Genomic DNA, 17,562 nt, shown 5'->3' with positions numbered 1-17,562 from the left:
TTATTTCTTGACCGGTTCGGCAGCGGGCGCGCCGCCGCGCTCCTGCCATGCCTTGCGTGCGGCGCGCGAGCGCGTGAACACGGCTTCGAGCGCCGCGCCGTCGCCGGCGTCGATCGCCGCGCGCAGCCGCGCGAGCACACGCGTGTAGCCGTCGAGTTCGTCGAGCAGCGCCGCGCGGTTCGCGACGCAGACGTCGCGCCACATCTCCGGGCTCGACGCCGCGATGCGCGTGAAATCGCGGAAGCCGCCCGCCGCGTACGAGAATTTCAGTTCCGCGTCGGCCTCGCCGAGAATCTGCTCGACGAGCGCGAACGACAGCACGTGCGGCAGATGGCTGATCGACGCGAACACGCGATCGTGCTGCTCGGTGCTCATCGTGCGCACGTCGGCGCCGCTCGCGCGCCACATCGCGTCGATCCGCGCGACCGACTCGGGCGCGTTCTCCGGCAGCGGGCACAGCACGACGTTGCGGCCGACGTACAGGTCCGGCAACGCGGCTTCGACGCCGCTCGATTCGCGGCCGGCGATCGGATGCCCCGGCACGAACTGCGCGATCCGCGCGCCGAGCGCCGCGCGCGCGGCCGCGACGACGTCGGACTTGGTGCTGCCGGCATCGGTGACGATCGTCGCATCGTCGAGCCACGGCGCGATGCGCGCGAGCAACGGGCCCGTCTGGGCGACCGGTGCCGCCAGCAGCACGAGATCGGCGCCGGCGAGCGCGTCGCGCAACTGCGCATCGTCGTCGAGTGCCGCCGCGCGATCGATCACGCCGAGCGTCAGCGCGCGCTCGACCGAGCGACGCGAACGGCCCACGCCGACGACCTCGCCCGCACCGCCCGGCGCGCGCTCGCGCAACGCGCGCGCCAGCGAGCCGCCGATCAGGCCGACGCCGAAGATGACCAGTTTGTTGAATGCAAAGCCTGACACGAGAAGAGCCAAGTTACGCGCGCGGAACGACGCCCCGCACGCGGAATTCCAGATTCCGGGCCACGGGCCCGCACCCGGCGCAACCAGCGCCGGATGCCGCCCGAACCCGCCTTCGGCAGCGCCGAACGGCCTGCCCTGCCCGCCTGGCCGCCACGCCCGCGCGAGCGGGCGGCGCACCAGCGCGTCAGCGTGCGCGCGGATACGAACCGAGTATCTTCAGGAACGCGGCCTTCCGGCCGAGTTCCGCAAGCGCGGCCGCCACCGCCGCATCGTCGCGGTGCCCTTCGATGTCGATGTAGAAGTAGTACTCCCAGGTGCCGACGCGCGCCGGACGCGACTCGAAACGCGTCATCGACACGCCGTGCCGCGCGAGCGGCTCGAGCAGCTTGAACACGGCGCCCGGCTCGTTCTTCACCGACACGATCAGCGACGTCTGGTCGTGACCGCTTTGCCCGGCCGGCTGCTTGCCGATGATCACGAAACGCGTGCGGTTGTGCGGATCGTCCTGGATCAGCGAGAACGCGATCTGCAGGCCGTAGTGCGCGGCCGCGCGGTCGCCCGCGATCGCGGCGACGGTCGGATCGGCCGCCGCGAGGCGGGCGGCCTCGGCATTGCTCGCCACCGCCTGCCGCTCGAGCTGCGGCGCGTTCGCCGCGAGCCACTGCTGGCATTGCGCGAGCGCCTGCGCATGCGCGCAGACACGCTTCACGCCGTCGAGCGTGCCGCTTTGCGTCAGCAGGTTGTGGTGGATCGGCAGCGCCAGCTCGCCGCTGATCAGCAGTTGCGTCTGCAGCAGCAGGTCGAGCGTGCGCGATACGGCCCCTTCGGTCGAATTCTCGACCGGCGCGATGCCGAACGCGGACGCACCGGCCTCGACCGAGCGGAACACCTCGTCGATCGACGGGCACGGCAGCCCTTCGATCGACTGGCCGAAATACTCGAGCATCGCCTGTTCGCTGTACGTGCCGACCGGCCCGAGGAATGCGACGTGGATCGTCTGCTCGAGCGCGCGGCTCGCGGCCATGATCTCGCGCCAGATGGCGCTGATGTGCTCGCTCGCGAGCGGCCCCGCGCTCATGTCCTGCAGCCGTGCGATCACCTGCAGCTCGCGCTCCGGCCGGAACACCGGCGCGTTGAAATGCTTCTTGACCTCGCCCACCTCCAGCGCCACCGCGGCGCGCTGGTTCAGGAGCGCGATCAGCTGCGCGTCGATCGCGTCGATGCGATCGCGCAGCGGTTTCAGGCGGGAATTCAGTTCGTCGTCCATGCGTTTTGCCGTGCTGTTTGAGCAGCGCCGCCGTCAGGCGCCGCGCTGCTCGAAGTCCTTCATGTACTCGACGAGCGCTTTCACGCCCTCGAGCGGCACCGCGTTGTAGATCGACGCCCGCATGCCGCCGACGGACTTGTGGCCCTTCAGCTGCAGCAGCCCGCGCGCCTTTGCGCCGGCGAGGAAGTCTTCATTGCGCGTTTCGTCGGCCAGGAAAAACGGCACGTTCATCCGCGAACGCGCTGCCGGCTCGACCTTGTTCAGATAGAAGCTGCTCGCATCGATCGTGTCGTAGAGCAGCTTCGCCTTTTCGATGTTGCGGGCCTCGATCGCCTCGAGGCCGCCCTGCCGCTTCAGCCACTGGAACACGAGGCCCGCGATGTAGATCGCGTAGGTGGGCGGCGTGTTGTACAGCGAGTTGTTCGCGGCGACGGTCTTCCACTCGAACGCGGACGGGCAGATCGACAGCGCGCGATCGAGCAGATCCTCGCGCACGATCACGACCGTCACGCCGGCCATCCCGATGTTCTTCTGCGCGCCGCCGAACAGCACGCCGTATTTCGCGACGTCCATCGGGCGCGACAGGATGTGCGACGAGACGTCCGCGACCAGCGGCACGTCGCCGAGATCGGGAATCTCGAACGTCTCGACGCCGTCGATCGTCTCGTTGGTGCACAGATGCACGTAGGCCGGATCGTCCGACAGCTGCCATTCGGCGCGTGCGGGCGCACGCGTGAAGCCGTCTTCCGTCTTGCCGGTTGCGGCGAGATGCGGCGTGCAGAACTTCTTCGCCTCATTGAACGACTTCTGCGACCACGACCCCGTCACGACGAAGTCGGCCGTCTTGCGCGAGCCGAGCAGGTTCATCGGCACGATCGCGTTTTCCGCGATGCCGCCCCCCTGCAGGAACAGGATCCGGTGGCTGGCCGGCACGCCGAGCAGGTCGCGCAGGTCGGTCAGCGCGGCCTCGTGGATCGACATGAACTCCTTGCCGCGATGGCTCATCTCCATCACGCTCATGCCGCTGCCGTGCCAGTCGAGCATTTCGTCGGCCGCTTGCCGCAGCACTTCCTCGGGCATCGCCGCAGGGCCGGCGGAGAAATTAAAGACGCGCATCGTGAAAACCTCGGAGGGACGCGACCGGCTCGCCGCCGGCAGACCGCGCCAGAAAAGAAATGGCCGTTTGCGCTCGCGCGCAAACGGCCATTATCGCACTGTCGTCAGGCTCCCGCCAAACCCGGCCGAACGGCCGGGGGCGTGCCCGGACGGCTTTACTTGCCCGGCTTGACTGCTGCGACTTCCTTGTCAGCCTGCGTACGCGTTGCCTGGATCGCTTGCGGCATGTACTTCTGCATCAGGCCGTTGACCACGTCGCGACCGACCTGATCCTGCACCTGGATGAACTTGCGGCCCGTCGGGCTCTTGTAGAACGTCGTCAGATCCTTGATCTCCGACGTGCTGTAGTACTTCGCGTACGCGTCGTACTGAGCCGACATCGCGTCGCTCTGGAACTGCTGCGTACCGAACACCTTGCCCGCGCCGTCGACCAGCTTCGGCACGGCGTTCTTCTGCAGCGTCGGAACGGCAGCCTGCTTCTGCTTGTCGTTCAGCGTCTTGTTTTCCGACAGCGCGTCCGACAGGATCGCCGGCACGAGTTGCTTGGCCTGCATTTCGGCGCTGTTGCCGATTGCCGACACGAGCTTCGGCGCGTCGATCGCGTCGAGCAGATCCTTGATCGCCGCCTTCTTGTCAGCGTCGATCGGCGCAGCTGCCGCGGCGGGCGCCGGTGCGGAATTCGACAGCGCTTGCGCCATCGCGAACGTCGGCACCAGTGCGGCCAGCAGGACCAGTTGCTTGAATTGCTTTTGCATCATCACTCCCTTTTGGAAATATGAATGGTTGCTCGCCGGCCGCAGCGCTTCGCGCCCGCGGCGGTCAGAGTCTCATCCGTTCTTCAGGCTTCGCCGTCCGACGCCTCGTCGGCCTCGCCATCGCCCTCTTCTGCCTCCGCGATCTGCTGCAGGCCGGAGAGCTTGGTACCTTCATCGAGACTGATGAGTGTAACACCTTGCGTGGCCCGTCCCATCTCGCGAATCTCGGAAACGCGGGTGCGAATCAACACGCCCGCCGTCGTGATCAGCATGATCTGATCTTCGGCGTCGACGAGCGTCGCCGCGACGACCTTGCCGTTACGCTCCGACGTCTGGATCGCGATCATACCCTTCGTGCCGCGGCCGTGACGCGTGTATTCGGTGATCGGCGTGCGCTTGCCGTAGCCGTTCTCGGTCGCGGTGAGCACGGTCTGCTCCTCGCTGCCGGCAACCAGCATCGCGATGACCTGCTGCCCGTCCTCGAGCTGCATGCCGCGCACGCCGCGCGCCTCGCGCCCCATCGGACGCACGTCGTTCTCGTCGAAGCGCACGGCCTTGCCGGCGTCGGAGAACAGCATCACGTCGTGCGCGCCGTCGGTGATCGACGCACCGATCAGGTAGTCGCCATCGTCGAGGCCGACCGCGATGATGCCCTTCTTCATCGGACGGCTGAATGCCTCGAGCGGCGTCTTCTTCACGGTGCCGAGCGACGTCGCCATGAAGATGAACTTGTCGGCCGAGAACTCCTTGACCGGCAGCACGACGTTGATCTTCTCGCCTTCCTGCAGCGGGAACATGTTGACGATCGGGCGGCCGCGCGAGTTGCGCGAGCCCTGCGGCACTTCGTAGACCTTGACCCAGTACACGCGGCCGCGGTTCGAGAAGCACAGGATGTAGTCGTGCGTGTTCGCGATGAACAGCGTCTCGATCCAGTCGTCTTCCTTCATCTGCGTCGCCTGCTTGCCGCGGCCGCCGCGCTTCTGCGCGCGGTACTCGGACAGCGGCTGCGACTTCACGTAGCCCGCATGCGACATCGTGACGACCATGTCCTGCGGCGTGATCAGATCCTCGGTGTTCAGCTCGGTCGCGTTCAGCTCGATCCTCGAGCGGCGCGCGTCGCCGAATTCGGCCTTCACCGAAGTCAGCTCCTCGCCGATCATCGTCGTGATCCGCTCGGGGCGCGCGAGGATGTCCAGCAGGTCGGCGATCTGCGCCATCACTTCGCGGTACTCGCCGATGATCTTGTCCTGCTCGAGGCCGGTCAGGCGCTGCAGACGCATCTGCAGGATTTCCTGGGCCTGCGTGTCGGACAGGCGGTACAACCCGTCGCCCTGCATGCCGAACGCCGGGTTCAGGCCTTCCGGACGATACGCGGAACGGCCGCCCGCCGACGCGTTCTCGGCTTCGGCACGGGTCAGCATCTCGCGCACGAGCGACGAATCCCACGGCTTCGCCATCAGCTCCTGCTTCGCGATCGGCGGCGTCGGCGCGGCCTTGATGATCGCGATGAACTCGTCGATGTTCGCGAGCGCGACCGCGAGACCCTCGAGCACGTGGCCGCGTTCGCGGGCCTTGCGCAGTTCGTAGATCGTGCGGCGCGTCAGCACTTCGCGTCGGTGCGACAGGAAGCACTGCAGGATTTCCTTCAGGTTCAGCAGCTTCGGCTGGCCGTCGACGAGCGCGACCATGTTCATGCCGAACGTGTCCTGGAGCTGCGTCGCCTTGTACAGGTTGTTCAGCACCACTTCCGGCACTTCACCGCGCTTGAGCTCGATCACGACGCGCATGCCGCTCTTGTCGGACTCGTCGCGGATGTCGGAGATGCCTTCCAGCTTCTTCTCGTTGACGAGCTCGGCGATCCGCTCGAGCAGCGAGCGCTTGTTCACCTGGTACGGCAGCTCGTCGACGATGATCGCCATCCGCTGGCCGCGGTCGATTTCCTCGAAGTGGGTGGCCGCGCGCATCACGACGCGCCCGCGCCCGGTGCGGTAGCCGTCGCGCACGCCGGCGACGCCGTAGATGATGCCGGCCGTCGGGAAGTCCGGCGCCGGGATGATCTCGATCAGTTCGTCGATCGTCGCTTCGGGGTTGCCCAGCAGGTGCTGACACGCGTCGACGACTTCGTTCAGGTTGTGCGGCGGGATGTTGGTCGCCATGCCGACCGCGATGCCCGACGAGCCGTTGATCAGCAGGTTCGGGATGCGCGCCGGCAGGACGGACGGCTGGGTTTCGTTGCCGTCGTAGTTCGGCTCGAAATCGACCGTTTCCTTGTCGATGTCGGCGAGCAGCTCGTGACCGATCTTCGCCATGCGAATTTCGGTGTAACGCATCGCCGCGGCATTGTCGCCGTCGATCGAGCCGAAGTTGCCTTGCCCGTCGATCAGCATGTAGCGCAGCGAGAAGTCCTGCGCCATCCGCACGATCGTGTCGTAGACCGCGGTATCGCCGTGAGGGTGGTACTTACCGATCACGTCGCCGACGATACGCGCCGACTTCTTGTACGCACGGTTCCAGTCGTTGTTCAGTTCGTGCATCGCGAACAACACGCGCCGGTGCACGGGCTTCAGGCCATCGCGGACATCCGGGAGGGCACGTCCGACGATCACGCTCATCGCGTAATCGAGATACGAACGGCGCATTTCCTCCTCTAGGGAGGTGGGCAGGGTCTCTTTGGCGAATTGATCCATGTATCCGTATCGTTTCGGAGCGAAGACGGCGAACGCCTTTCGCGTGGGCGCTGCATGCGCAACGCAACGCGAGATTCTAACATGCGCCCATCAGCCGCCAATTCGCGACCCCTCTATATATAAATAGCAAAAATCGCGGCAGCGGCGATTCGACCGACATCGCACGCGACGCGACGTCGCAGGCCATCCCGTCACGCGTGTTTCGCGCGCACATGTAAACAACAGCACACATTCGCGCAATTTCGCCGACACACTCTTGACAATCTCTAAAAGTTGCGGCAGGGCGGTGTTGCGCATGCACCACAAAGTTGAAGCGATCTTAGGGTGGGGAGGATTTTTTTTCGTAGGAAGGGAACGATATGGCAAAATGCCAACGCACTGAAAGTTAGACGCTGCTCGAAGTCTACACAGAGCGGTGCCGCGTTTTTTGTGCCGCACCAATGTTATACTTCGAGCAATGTATGACTTGTCACCGTCAACAGGCTCGCAGTAAACCTGCGGTAATCTCAATTTCGAGAGGAGAAATATGAATAAACTTTCAAAGCTCGCGTTCATTGCAGCTACCGCAGTTATGGCTGCATCCGCTTCGGCACAGTCGGTGCCGGCGTCGCGTCAAGCCGTCAATGACAACTGGGTGAACGGCACGGGCGAATGGGTGTGGATGAACGGCACGAACGAGCTCTGCTGGCGCGATGCGTTCTGGACGCCGGCCACCGCCAACGCGAAGTGCGATGGCGCACTGGTCGCCCAGGCACCGCAGCCGCCGGTCGCTCCGGTCGCTCCGGCCATCACGAGCCAGAAGATCACGTATCAAGCCGACGCACTGTTCGACTTCGACAAGGCAACGCTCAAGCCGCTGGGCAAGCAAAAGCTGGACGAATTGGCTTCGAAGATCGAAGGCATGAACACGGAAGTCGTCGTTGCAACGGGCTACACGGACCGCATCGGTTCGGACAAGTACAACGACCGTCTGTCGCTGCGCCGTGCGCAAGCCGTGAAGTCGTACCTGGTCAGCAAGGGTGTGCCGGCCAACAAGATCTACACGGAAGGCAAGGGCAAGCGCAACCCGGTTACGACTGGCTGCAACCAGAAGAACCGCAAGCAGCTCATCGCCTGCCTCGCACCGGACCGCCGCGTGGAAGTCGAAGTGGTTGGTACGCAGCAAGTGCAGAAGACGACCGTTCCGGCAAACTAAGCCGCGGTTTTCGACTGCTTCAAAGCCCCGCTCCGGCGGGGCTTTTTCATTGATGCCCGTCCGGGCGCTCGTCGCTTCGCCGCTCGCCTGCTTCTTATATACTCGGGTCTGACGAACCGCAGCACCGCCCTCCTCCTGTAGCCCGTTTGCCGACATGACCAACGCCGATCCGCACGAACTCCAGAAATTCAGCGACCTCGCCCACCGGTGGTGGGATCCGAATGCCGAATTCAAGCCGCTGCACGACCTGAACCCGGTCCGGCTCGGCTGGATCGATGCGCACGCGCACCTGGCCGGCAAACGCGCGCTCGACATCGGCTGCGGCGGCGGCATCCTGTCCGAATCGATGGCCGGACTCGGCGCCCAGGTGAAGGGCATCGACCTGTCGACCGAAGCGCTTGGCGTCGCCGACCTCCACAGCCTCGAAAGCGGCATCATGGTCGACTACGAGGCGATCGCCGCCGAAGCGATCGCCGCGCGCGAACCGGGCACCTACGACGTCGTCACGTGCATGGAAATGCTCGAGCACGTGCCGTCGCCCGGCGATATCGTCGCCGCATGCGCGACGCTCGTGAAGCCGGGCGGCTGGGTGTTCTTCTCGACGCTGAACCGCAACCTGAAGTCCTACCTGTTCGCGGTGATCGGCGCGGAGTACATCGCGCAGATGCTGCCGAAGGGCACGCACGACTACGCGCGTTTCATCCGTCCGTCGGAACTGGCGGGCTTCGTGCGCGCGACCGATCTGCACATCGTGGAGATCAAGGGCATCACGTATCACCCGATCGGCAAGCGCTTCGCGCTGTCGAACGACACCGACATCAACTACCTCATCGCGTGCCGCCGCGGCGCGTGACCTTCCGACCGGCATGACGACTCCCCTTTCGACCGCGCGGGCAGCCGACGAACCGCGCCTGCTGCACTGCGATGCCGTGCTGTTCGACCTCGACGGCACGCTCGCCGACACGGCGCCCGATCTCGCGGCGGCCGTCAACAAGATGCAACGCGAGCGCGGCCTGCCCGAAACGTCGCTCGACGTGTTGCGGCCGCTGGCCTCGGCCGGCGCGCGCGGCCTGCTCGGCGGCGCGTTCGGCATCGATCCGCACACGCCCGGCTACGAAGCGATGCGCGACGAGTTCCTGGCCAACTACGCGACGGATCTCTGCGTGCATACGGTGCTGTTCCCCGGCATCGGCGACGTGCTCGACGAACTCGATGCGCGCGGCGTGCGCTGGGGGATCGTCACGAACAAGGCGATGCGGCTCACGGCGCCACTCGTCGACCTGCTCGGTCTCGCACCGCGCGCCGCTTGCATCGTCGGGGGCGACACAACGCCGCACCCGAAGCCGCACCCGGCCCCGCTGCTGCACGCGGCCGACCAGTTGACGCTCGCGCCCGCGCGCATCGTCTACGTCGGCGACGACCTGCGCGACATTCAGGCCGGCAGCGCGGCCGGCATGGCGACGGTCGCGGCCGCGTACGGCTATTGCGGCGACGGGGTCGCACCGACCGACTGGCAGGCGCAGCATCTCGTCGATACGACGCAGGAACTGCGCGAACTGCTGCGCGATGTTGGGCTATAATGATTGATCTTATCCGCGGGGGCGACCTGGTTTCGACAGGGGTTGTGAAGCGGCTAGGGCATGTCGAGGACCCGTCACCTCGTTAATCAATGGGAAAATCGTAACTGCAAACGACGATACGTTCGCACTGGCAGCCTAAGGGCCGCCGTCCTCTGCCTAGTTCACTGACGGGCTAGTGTCGCAAGACCGGTAGCAATACCGCCAGAGGTCATTTACGTCAGTTAAGCCCTGTCGGCGTCGCGACGCCAGGGTCGAAAATCTAGCGAATCGCCGTAGTGCAGCGTGTTCGTCCGCGTCGCTGCGGTTAAATCAAAAGACTGGACTAAACATGTAGAACTAGTCGTGGAGCGCTTCTGGACGCGGGTTCGATTCCCGCCGCCTCCACCAAATTCCGCGCTCGTCGCACGAACCCCGCATGACGCAAGTCTGCGGGGTTTTTTGTTGCCGGCGAAACGCATGCCTCCCTCTCCTGCCGAAAAAGCGCCCAGCCACTGACGGACGGGCGGCCGGGCGGAATGCCGCCGGTACTCCGGCGGCAGGAGGTGACGGATGGTCGGCCGCCCCCGCGCAGTCACTCGCTGCGCCTGACGGCGGCCAGCCCGGCTACCGCGGCCCCGGCCACGACGCGTTGTCGCGACCGGTTCGCGCCGGGCGACGCGCGGCTCAGCTGCCGCGATACAGCGACTTCATTTCTTCAGCGCTGGCGGGACGCACGCCCATCGCACGCGAACCCGATGCCGATGCGCCCTGCGCCTGTGCGCCGTAGCCGCTGACGTCGGCGCCTTGCGCTTGCGCCAGCGCACGCTGCTGCTCTGCAACCCGGGCCGTCGCGGCCTGGATCGCTTCCGGATAATGCGGATCTTCGCCGCGGGCGGAGTTGTAACCGGCCTGCTGGAGCTGGACCAGTTCGGCACGAACCTGCGCGCGGGTGATCGTCGAGCCCGACTGGGCGAACGACACGACCGGGGCAACGAGCGCAGCAGCAACGACGACGGCTTGAACGAGCGACTTCATGATGACCTACCTCCAGATTTGTCTGTGTTCGCGGTGAACACCTTGTTCATCGCTGACAAACCGAAGTTTATGTAGGCAGATGCTTAAGAATAAGGCAGGTTTCTGGAAGACATCCTTCCTGAATTACGGGTTAACCCTAGATCAATGAGCGGGACGGCCAGACGTGCGTACGGCAGCTCCGCCCGGCACCCCGTTGGATGCGGGCCCGTCGAAAAGCACGAGCCCCGCAAAGCGGTAACGCTTTGCGGGGCTCGACCACCATCAGGCCCGGAATCGACGCTCGTCCACCCGCGGTCAGATGATGGGCAGTCGTACGAAAGCACGGCGCCTCACCCCGGGCACAAACGCGCCGGTCAGCGCATTACTGGGTATCCATCGGGCACTTCAGGTTGCAGCCGTTCGGGTCACCCAGGTCGCCCTTGCGGCGCAACGCCGACTTCTTGCCGCCCTGGTATTTCTGCGATGGCGCCGACGCCGCGAACGGCATCTGCGGATGCTCGTTCAAACGAAACTGTTCGCTCAGGATGCCGCCCGGCACACCCGGGGAATTCTGCGCGGACGCAAACGGCGAAACGACGACCAGCAGCCCCGCGGTCAACGCTGCCGCGGCGTGGGGAACGGAAAATTTCATGGCGGAATGACGCCTGAACGGCGTGCTTGTTGGAACGTTGATCAAGCGCCAAGCGTAGCGCAAATCCCCCGCTGTTGCAGCGCGACCCGATCGCGTCCCCGTTACCGGGAATTGCCGTGCCGCGCCTGCGCGCTGTCGTCGCCGGCCAGCCCGGCCGCGATGCCCGTCAGCGTGCCGCACGCGGCCGGATCGTAGCCGTCCAGATGCTCGACGCGCTCGACGAAACGTGCGTCGCGCAGCAGCGCCAGTACGCCGGCGAGCGGCCGGGCGTCGAGCCGCGCACGTTCGCATGCGAAGTAATAGTCCTCGTCGACGACCGGGATGAAGTCGAGCCCGAAATGATGCGCGGCCGGCTCGACGCCGAAGCCGAGATCGGCCATCCCGCTCGCGACGAATGCCGCGATCGCCGAATGCGTGAGCTCGGCCGATGCATAGCCGTCGACGCGCTCCGGATCGATGCCGATCGCACGCAGCGCGAGGTCCAGCAACATGCGCGTGCCCGACCCCGGCTGCCGGTTGACGAAGCGGATGTCGTTGCGCGCGAGATCCGCGAGACCGCGGACCTGCTTCGGGTTGCCACGCGGCACGAACAGCCCTTGTTGACGGCGCGTCAGGTGGATCAGCACGTGGCGCGTGTCGTCGAGCCACGGCCGGTAGATCTGCGCGCACTGCGCGCGGAACGCGCCGCGCGGCAGATGGAAGCCCGCCAGGTCGCATTCGCCGCGCGAGAGCGCCTGTACGGCCTCGATGCTCTCGCGATACTTGATGTCGACGGCCGCCTGCGCATCGACGAGCGCGGAGACGAGCGTCGCGACCGCGTAGCCGTGCGACGCATGGATGCGCACGGCGCCGTCGCGCTGCGCGAGCCGCCGGTTCAGGTCGCTCGCCACTTCGGCCGCCAGCGTGCGCAAATTCCCGTCGAGCCGGCTGCGCGCGAGGCGCTGCGCATCGACGACCGCCTGCCCGAGCGCCGACAGCGTCGAGCCCTTGCCGCGTGCCGTTTCGATCAACTCGCCGCCGATGCACGCTTCCAGCGCGCGGAGCATGCCCCACGCGTGCCGGTACGACAGCCCCTTGGCCTGTGCCGCCTGCGCAATGCTGCCCGTGTCGGCCACGAGTTCGAGCAACGGTGCGACGTCCGACAGGCTGGCCGACCGGCCTTCCGTGTCGCGTACGGTCAGATACGCGTCGCATTCGATCCGAATCAATTATGCACTCCGATTTCCTATTGCGACCGCGGAATGTTCCGCTTATGGTTGATAAAAATCAATCAGAACGAAGTCGAGATGCGCACTATATGAACTGCAAGCGCATATGAGATTTTGGAGGAGCATAACCGATGTCCCCGAATTCCCCTGCGCCCGACGCGCTCGTCGAGCGTCATGCGCGCGCCGGCCGGTCGCTCGTCGCGATCCTGCACGCGATCCAGGACGACGCGGGCTACGTGCCGTCGGGTTGCGTCGCACCGCTCGCCAAGGCACTCAACCTGTCGCGTGCGGAAGTCCACGGCGTACTGACTTACTACCATCACTTCCGCACCGCGCCGCCCGCGCGCGTGACGATCCAGATGTGCCGCGCCGAAGCGTGCCGCAGCATGGGTGGCGAAACGCTCGCCGCCCATGCGGAGGCGCGCACGGGCTGCCGGTTCGACGCGGCACACGGCGATGCCGCCGCTGCGCGCGCGCCGGACGCCGTCGCGCTCGAATCGGTGTACTGCCTCGGATTGTGTGCGCAGTCGCCGTCGCTGACGGTCAACGGCGTGCTGCACGCGAAGGTCACGCCGGAGAAATTCGACGCGTTGCTCGCCGACGCGGTCGCCCACTCGCAGGAGGCCGCATGACGACCCGCATCTACGTTCCGCGCGATTCGTCCGCGCTGGCGCTCGGCGCGGACGCGCTCGCCGCCGCGATCGTCGCGGAGGCCGAACGGCGCGGCGTCGCGATCGAACTGGTCCGCAACGGCTCGCGCGGGCTGCTGTGGCTCGAGCCGCTCGTCGAGATCGGCACGGCCGCGGGCCGCGTCGGCTATGCAAACCTGTCGGCCACCGACGTGCCCGCGCTGTTCGACGCCCACTGGCTCGAGGGCGGCACGCACCCGAGCAGCGTCGGCCTCGTCGACGCACTGCCCTATCTCGCGCGCCAGCAGCGCCTCACGTTCGCGCGGATCGGCCTGACCGACCCGCTGTCGATCGACGACTACCTGCGGTACGAAGGACTCGCCGGCCTGAAGAACGCACTGTCGCTCGACGGCGACGCCGCCTGCGAGACGCTGATCGAATCGGGGCTGCGCGGCCGCGGCGGCGCGGCGTTCCCGGCCGGCATCAAGTGGCGCACCGTGCGGCACGCGCACGCCGCGCAGAAATACATCGTCTGCAACGCGGACGAAGGCGATTCGGGCACGTTCTCCGACCGCCTGATCATGGAGTGCGATCCGTACTGCCTGATCGAAGGGATGATCATCGCGGGCATCGCGACGGGCGCGACGGTCGGCTACATCTACGTGCGCAGCGAATACCCGCACGCGATCGCGACACTCGAAGCCGCGATCGTCCGCGCGCGCGAAGCCGGCTGGCTCGGCGAGCACGTGCTCGGCTCCGCGCACGCGTTCGAGCTGCACGTCGCGAAAGGCGCGGGCTCGTACGTGTGCGGCGAGGAAACCGCGCTGCTCGAATCGCTCGAGGGCAAGCGCGGCGTCGTGCGCGCGAAGCCGCCGCTGCCGGCGCTCGCGGGCCTGTTCGGCCAGCCGACCGTCATCAACAACGTGATCACGCTCGCGACGGCGCCGGTGATTTTCGCGCGCGGCGCGGCGTTCTACCGCGACTACGGGATGGGCCGCTCGCGCGGCACGCTGCCGTTCCAGCTGGCGGGCAATATCCGTCAAGGCGGCCTCGTCGAACTCGCGTTCGGCGTCACGCTGCGCGAACTGCTGTTCGACTTCGGCGGCGGCACGGCCAGCGGCCGGCCCGCTCGCGCCGCGCAAGTCGGCGGCCCGCTCGGCACCTACCTGCCCGACCATCAGTGGGACGTGCCGCTCGACTACGAGGCGTATGCGGCGATCGGCGCGGTCGTCGGTCACGGCGGCATCGTGCTGCACGACGACACCTCGAACCTCGCCGAACTGGCCGAATACGCGATGAAGTTCTGCGCGATCGAATCGTGCGGCAAGTGCACGCCGTGCCGGATCGGCTCGACGCGCGGTGTCGAGACGATCGCACGCATCCGCGACGGCGACACGTCGGAGCGTCAGGTCACGCTGCTGCGCGACCTGTGCGACACGATGCTGGCCGGCTCGCTGTGCGCGATGGGCGGCATGACGCCGTACCCGGTGCTGTCCGCGCTCGACCATTTCCCCGAAGATTTCGGGCTCGCTGCCGGCAAGGATGCCGCAGCGGGTCCGGTCAAGGCCGCGGCCTGACCCAGAAGGAGCCCTGCATGTCCCTCGACACGAACAACGTCCGCCAAGGCGGCTGCGGCTCGGGCCAATGCGCGTGCAAGAGCGCCGCTCAGGCGCGTGCCCGCGATCCGTTCGACGATACCGACTACGGCACGCCGCAACGGCATGCCGACACCGACGTCACGCTCGAAATCGACGGCCAGCCGGTGACGGTGCCGGCCGGCACATCGGTGATGCGCGCGGCGATCGAGGCCGGCGTCAACGTCCCGAAGCTCTGCGCAACCGATTCGCTCGAGCCGTTCGGCTCGTGCCGGCTGTGTCTCGTCGAGATCGAAGGCCGGCGCGGTTATCCGGCGTCGTGCACGACACCCGCCGAAGCCGGCATGAAGGTGCGCACGCAGTCGGACCGGCTGCAGTCGCTGCGTCGCAACGTGATGGAGCTGTACATCTCCGACCATCCGCTCGACTGCCTCACCTGCCCCGCCAACGGCGACTGCGAATTGCAGGACATGGCGGGCGTGGTCGGGCTGCGCGAAGTGCGCTACGGCTTCGACGGCGCGAATCACCTGAAGGACCGCAAGGACGAATCGAATCCGTATTTCACGTACGACCCGTCGAAGTGCATCGTCTGCAACCGCTGCGTCCGCGCATGCGAGGAAACGCAGGGCACGTTCGCCCTGACGATCGCCGCGCGCGGTTTCGAATCGCGTGTCGCCGCGGGCGAAAGCGAATCGTTCATGGCATCGGAATGCGTGTCGTGCGGCGCGTGCGTCGCCGCATGCCCGACGGCCACGCTGCAGGAAAAATCCGTCGTGCAGCTCGGGCAGGCCGAACACTCGGTCGTCACGACCTGCGCGTACTGCGGTGTCGGCTGCTCGTTCAAGGCCGAGATGAAGGGCACGCAGGTCGTGCGCATGACGCCGCACAAGAACGGCCTCGCCAACGAAGGCCACGCGTGCGTGAAGGGACGTTTCGCCTGGGGCTACGCGACGCACAAGGACCGCATCACGAAGCCGATGATCCGCGAGAAGATCACCGACCCGTGGCGCGAAGTGAGCTGGGACGAAGCCCTCACGTATGCGGCTACGCAATTCCGCAAGCTGCAGCAGAAGTACGGCCGTGACTCGATCGGCGGCATCACCTCGTCGCGCTGCACGAACGAGGAAACCTATCTCGTGCAGAAGCTCGTGCGTGCCGCGTTCGGCAACAACAACGTCGATACCTGCGCGCGCGTGTGCCATTCGCCGACCGGCTATGGTCTCAAGACGACGCTCGGCGAATCGGCCGGCACGCAGACGTTCGCCTCGGTCGGCCAGGCCGACGTGATCGTCGTGATGGGCGCGAACCCGACCGACGGCCACCCGGTGTTCGGCTCGCGGATGAAGCGCCGCGTGCGCGAAGGCGCGAAGCTGATCGTGATCGACCCGCGCCGCATCGACGTCGTCGACGGCCCGCACGTGAAGGCCACGCACCACCTGCAACTGCGCCCCGGCACCAACGTCGCGATCGTCAACGCGCTCGCGCACGTGATCGTCACGGAGGGGCTCGTCGCCGACGCCTTCGTCGCCGAACGCTGCGATACCCGCGCATTCGAGCAATGGCGCGAATTCGTGTCGCGCGACGAGAATTCGCCGGAGGCGACCGCCGACGTGACGGGCGTGCCGGCCGAACGCGTGCGCGAAGCCGCGCGCCTCTATGCGACGGGCGGCAACGCGGCGATCTATTACGGGCTGGGCGTCACCGAACACGCGCAAGGCTCGACGACGGTGATGGGCATCGCGAACCTCGCGATGGCGACCGGCAACATCGGCCGCGAGGGCGTCGGCGTCAATCCGCTGCGCGGCCAGAACAACGTGCAGGGTTCGTGCGACATGGGCTCGTTCCCGCACGAACTGCCCGGCTACCGGCACATCAGCGACGCGGTCGTGCGCGCGCAGTTCGAGCAGGCGTGGTCGGCCACGCTGCAACCGGAACCGGGGCTGCGCATCCCGAACATGTTCGACGCGGCGCTCGACGGCAGCTTCAAGGGGCTCTACTGCCAGGGCGAGGACATCGTCCAGTCGGACCCGAACACGCAGCACGTGGCGGCCGCGCTGTCGGCGATGGAATGCATCGTCGTGCAGGACATCTTCCTGAACGAGACCGCGAAATATGCGCACGTGCTGCTGCCGGGTTCGACGTTCCTCGAGAAGGACGGCACGTTCACGAACGCCGAGCGCCGCATCTCGCGCGTGCGCAAGGTGATGCCGCCGCTCGCGGGCTACGCGGACTGGGAAGTGACGCTGCTGCTGTCGCAGGCGCTCGGCTACGACATGCACTACACGCATCCGTCGGAAATCATGGACGAGATCGCGCGGCTCACGCCGACCTTCTCGGGCGTGTCGTACGAGAAGCTCGACGCGCTCGGCAGCATCCAGTGGCCGTGCAACGAGCACGCGCCGGACGGCACGCCGACCATGCACATCGACGCATTCGTGCGCGGCAAGGGCCGGTTCGTGATCACCAAGTTCATTCCGACACCGGAGAAGGTCACGCAGCGCTATCCGCTGATCCTGACGACGGGCCGCATCCTGTCGCAATACAACGTCGGCGCGCAGACGCGCCGGACCGAAAACGTCCGGTGGCACGAAGAGGACCGCCTCGAGATCCATCCGCACGACGCCCAGGATCGCGGGATCCGGACCGACGACTGGGTCGGCATCGAATCGCGCGCCGGGCAGACGGTGCTGCGCGCGCTCGTGACGGAGCGCATGCAGCCGGGCGTCGTATACACGACGTTCCACTTCCCGGAATCGGGCGCGAACGTGATCACGACCGACAGTTCCGACTGGGCGACGAACTGCCCCGAATACAAGGTGACGGCCGTGCAGGTGCTGCCGGTCGCGCAACCGTCCGACTGGCAGCGTGCGTATGCGCGTTTCAACGCGGAGCAGATCGACCTGCTCGAGCGCCGCGCGGCCACGCCCGACACCGTGACGACAGGCAAGTGAGGCAGCG

Annotated in this window: 14 protein-coding genes and 1 other RNA gene; 7 read left to right on the top strand and 8 right to left on the bottom strand. The window is 66.5% G+C overall.

What is annotated here, in order from left to right:
- The 5 genes from WJ12_RS04850 to gyrA form a co-directional block, all read right to left on the bottom strand.
- Positions 1–927, bottom strand: a complete 927-nt coding sequence (locus WJ12_RS04850; RefSeq protein WP_034187467.1) for a prephenate dehydrogenase/arogenate dehydrogenase family protein — start codon at positions 925–927, stop codon at positions 1–3.
- A gap of 184 nt (positions 928–1,111) precedes the next feature.
- Entirely contained in the window at positions 1,112–2,194 is a 1,083-nt protein-coding gene (pheA, locus tag WJ12_RS04845) for a prephenate dehydratase (protein WP_034187425.1), read from the bottom strand.
- A gap of 33 nt (positions 2,195–2,227) precedes the next feature.
- Positions 2,228–3,310: a 3-phosphoserine/phosphohydroxythreonine transaminase gene (gene serC / locus WJ12_RS04840; protein WP_034187424.1), complete on the bottom strand. Its 1,083-nt coding sequence runs from the start codon at positions 3,308–3,310 to the stop codon at positions 2,228–2,230.
- 155 nt (positions 3,311–3,465) lie between these two features.
- Complete coding sequence (locus tag WJ12_RS04835; protein ID WP_034187466.1) at positions 3,466–4,065, bottom strand: DUF2059 domain-containing protein; 600 nt, start codon at positions 4,063–4,065, stop codon at positions 3,466–3,468.
- An 83-nt stretch (positions 4,066–4,148) separates the two neighbouring features.
- Entirely contained in the window at positions 4,149–6,752 is a 2,604-nt protein-coding gene (gene gyrA / locus WJ12_RS04830; RefSeq protein WP_034187423.1) for a DNA gyrase subunit A, read from the bottom strand.
- A gap of 526 nt (positions 6,753–7,278) precedes the next feature.
- Here gyrA and ompA point away from each other — a divergent pair.
- From ompA to ssrA, 4 genes are all read left to right on the top strand, one after another.
- On the top strand, positions 7,279–7,947 hold the full coding sequence (ompA, locus tag WJ12_RS04825) for an outer membrane protein OmpA (RefSeq protein WP_006476579.1): 669 nt from the start codon (positions 7,279–7,281) through the stop codon (positions 7,945–7,947).
- Between the two features lie 154 nt (positions 7,948–8,101).
- On the top strand, positions 8,102–8,800 hold the full coding sequence (gene ubiG / locus WJ12_RS04820; protein ID WP_034187422.1) for a bifunctional 2-polyprenyl-6-hydroxyphenol methylase/3-demethylubiquinol 3-O-methyltransferase UbiG: 699 nt from the start codon (positions 8,102–8,104) through the stop codon (positions 8,798–8,800).
- Positions 8,801–8,813: 13 nt separating this feature from the next.
- On the top strand, positions 8,814–9,527 hold the full coding sequence (gene gph / locus WJ12_RS04815) for a phosphoglycolate phosphatase (RefSeq protein ID WP_059557125.1): 714 nt from the start codon (positions 8,814–8,816) through the stop codon (positions 9,525–9,527).
- A gap of 17 nt (positions 9,528–9,544) precedes the next feature.
- Positions 9,545–9,914, top strand: a transfer-messenger RNA (tmRNA) gene (gene ssrA, locus WJ12_RS04810).
- Positions 9,915–10,190: 276 nt separating this feature from the next.
- Here the strand turns inward: ssrA and WJ12_RS04805 are convergent.
- The 3 genes from WJ12_RS04805 to WJ12_RS04795 all read right to left on the bottom strand — a co-directional run bounded on the left by WJ12_RS04805 (position 10,191) and on the right by WJ12_RS04795 (position 12,380).
- Positions 10,191–10,541 (bottom strand): DUF4148 domain-containing protein, encoded by a 351-nt coding sequence (locus tag WJ12_RS04805; protein ID WP_034187420.1) that lies wholly within the window; start codon positions 10,539–10,541, stop codon positions 10,191–10,193.
- 361 nt (positions 10,542–10,902) lie between these two features.
- Positions 10,903–11,172: a hypothetical protein gene (locus WJ12_RS04800; protein WP_049033188.1), complete on the bottom strand. Its 270-nt coding sequence runs from the start codon at positions 11,170–11,172 to the stop codon at positions 10,903–10,905.
- A 101-nt stretch (positions 11,173–11,273) separates the two neighbouring features.
- The gene (locus WJ12_RS04795; RefSeq protein WP_059557126.1) at positions 11,274–12,380 is read right to left on the bottom strand and encodes a substrate-binding domain-containing protein; all 1,107 of its coding nucleotides are present in this window, start codon (positions 12,378–12,380) and stop codon (positions 11,274–11,276) included.
- 131 nt (positions 12,381–12,511) lie between these two features.
- Between WJ12_RS04795 and WJ12_RS04790 the strand changes: the two genes are divergently transcribed.
- The 3 genes from WJ12_RS04790 to fdhF are packed head-to-tail and all read left to right on the top strand — an operon-like array spanning position 12,512 to position 17,555.
- Positions 12,512–13,012, top strand: coding sequence for an NAD(P)H-dependent oxidoreductase subunit E (locus WJ12_RS04790; RefSeq protein ID WP_034187417.1), 501 nt, complete (start codon positions 12,512–12,514; stop codon positions 13,010–13,012).
- The gene (locus WJ12_RS04785; RefSeq protein WP_034187416.1) at positions 13,009–14,586 is read left to right on the top strand and encodes a formate dehydrogenase beta subunit; all 1,578 of its coding nucleotides are present in this window, start codon (positions 13,009–13,011) and stop codon (positions 14,584–14,586) included. The genes WJ12_RS04790 and WJ12_RS04785 overlap by 4 nt, the downstream gene beginning before the upstream one ends.
- Before the next feature lie 17 nt (positions 14,587–14,603).
- Positions 14,604–17,555, top strand: a complete 2,952-nt coding sequence (fdhF, locus tag WJ12_RS04780; protein ID WP_034187415.1) for a formate dehydrogenase subunit alpha — start codon at positions 14,604–14,606, stop codon at positions 17,553–17,555.
- Positions 17,556–17,562: the final 7 nt, after the last annotated feature.

The sequence above is a fragment of the Burkholderia seminalis genome, assembly GCF_001718535.1.
In the GTDB taxonomy this organism is placed as follows: Bacteria; Pseudomonadota; Gammaproteobacteria; order Burkholderiales; family Burkholderiaceae; genus Burkholderia; species Burkholderia seminalis.
The sequence above is the reverse complement of the archived record's forward strand: the minus strand, read 5'-3'. Positions and strand labels throughout refer to the sequence as shown.

Bases quoted from the DNA above. Each gene is read 5' to 3' on its own strand.
- WJ12_RS04800 (WP_049033188.1), bottom strand. From the start codon at position 11,172: ATGAAATTTTCCGTTCCCCACGCCGCGGCAGCGTTGACCGCGGGGCTG.
- WJ12_RS04805 (WP_034187420.1), bottom strand. From the start codon at position 10,541: ATGAAGTCGCTCGTTCAAGCCGTCGTCGTTGCTGCTGCGCTCGTTGCC.
- WJ12_RS04790 (WP_034187417.1), top strand. From the start codon at position 12,512: ATGTCCCCGAATTCCCCTGCGCCCGACGCGCTCGTCGAGCGTCATGCG.
- WJ12_RS04835 (WP_034187466.1), bottom strand. From the start codon at position 4,065: ATGCAAAAGCAATTCAAGCAACTGGTCCTGCTGGCCGCACTGGTGCCG.
- ubiG (WP_034187422.1), top strand. From the start codon at position 8,102: ATGACCAACGCCGATCCGCACGAACTCCAGAAATTCAGCGACCTCGCC.
- serC (WP_034187424.1), bottom strand. From the start codon at position 3,310: ATGCGCGTCTTTAATTTCTCCGCCGGCCCTGCGGCGATGCCCGAGGAA.
- gyrA (WP_034187423.1), bottom strand. From the start codon at position 6,752: ATGGATCAATTCGCCAAAGAGACCCTGCCCACCTCCCTAGAGGAGGAA.
- fdhF (WP_034187415.1), top strand. From the start codon at position 14,604: ATGTCCCTCGACACGAACAACGTCCGCCAAGGCGGCTGCGGCTCGGGC.
- gph (WP_059557125.1), top strand. From the start codon at position 8,814: ATGACGACTCCCCTTTCGACCGCGCGGGCAGCCGACGAACCGCGCCTG.
- WJ12_RS04785 (WP_034187416.1), top strand. From the start codon at position 13,009: ATGACGACCCGCATCTACGTTCCGCGCGATTCGTCCGCGCTGGCGCTC.
- ompA (WP_006476579.1), top strand. From the start codon at position 7,279: ATGAATAAACTTTCAAAGCTCGCGTTCATTGCAGCTACCGCAGTTATG.
- pheA (WP_034187425.1), bottom strand. From the start codon at position 2,194: ATGGACGACGAACTGAATTCCCGCCTGAAACCGCTGCGCGATCGCATC.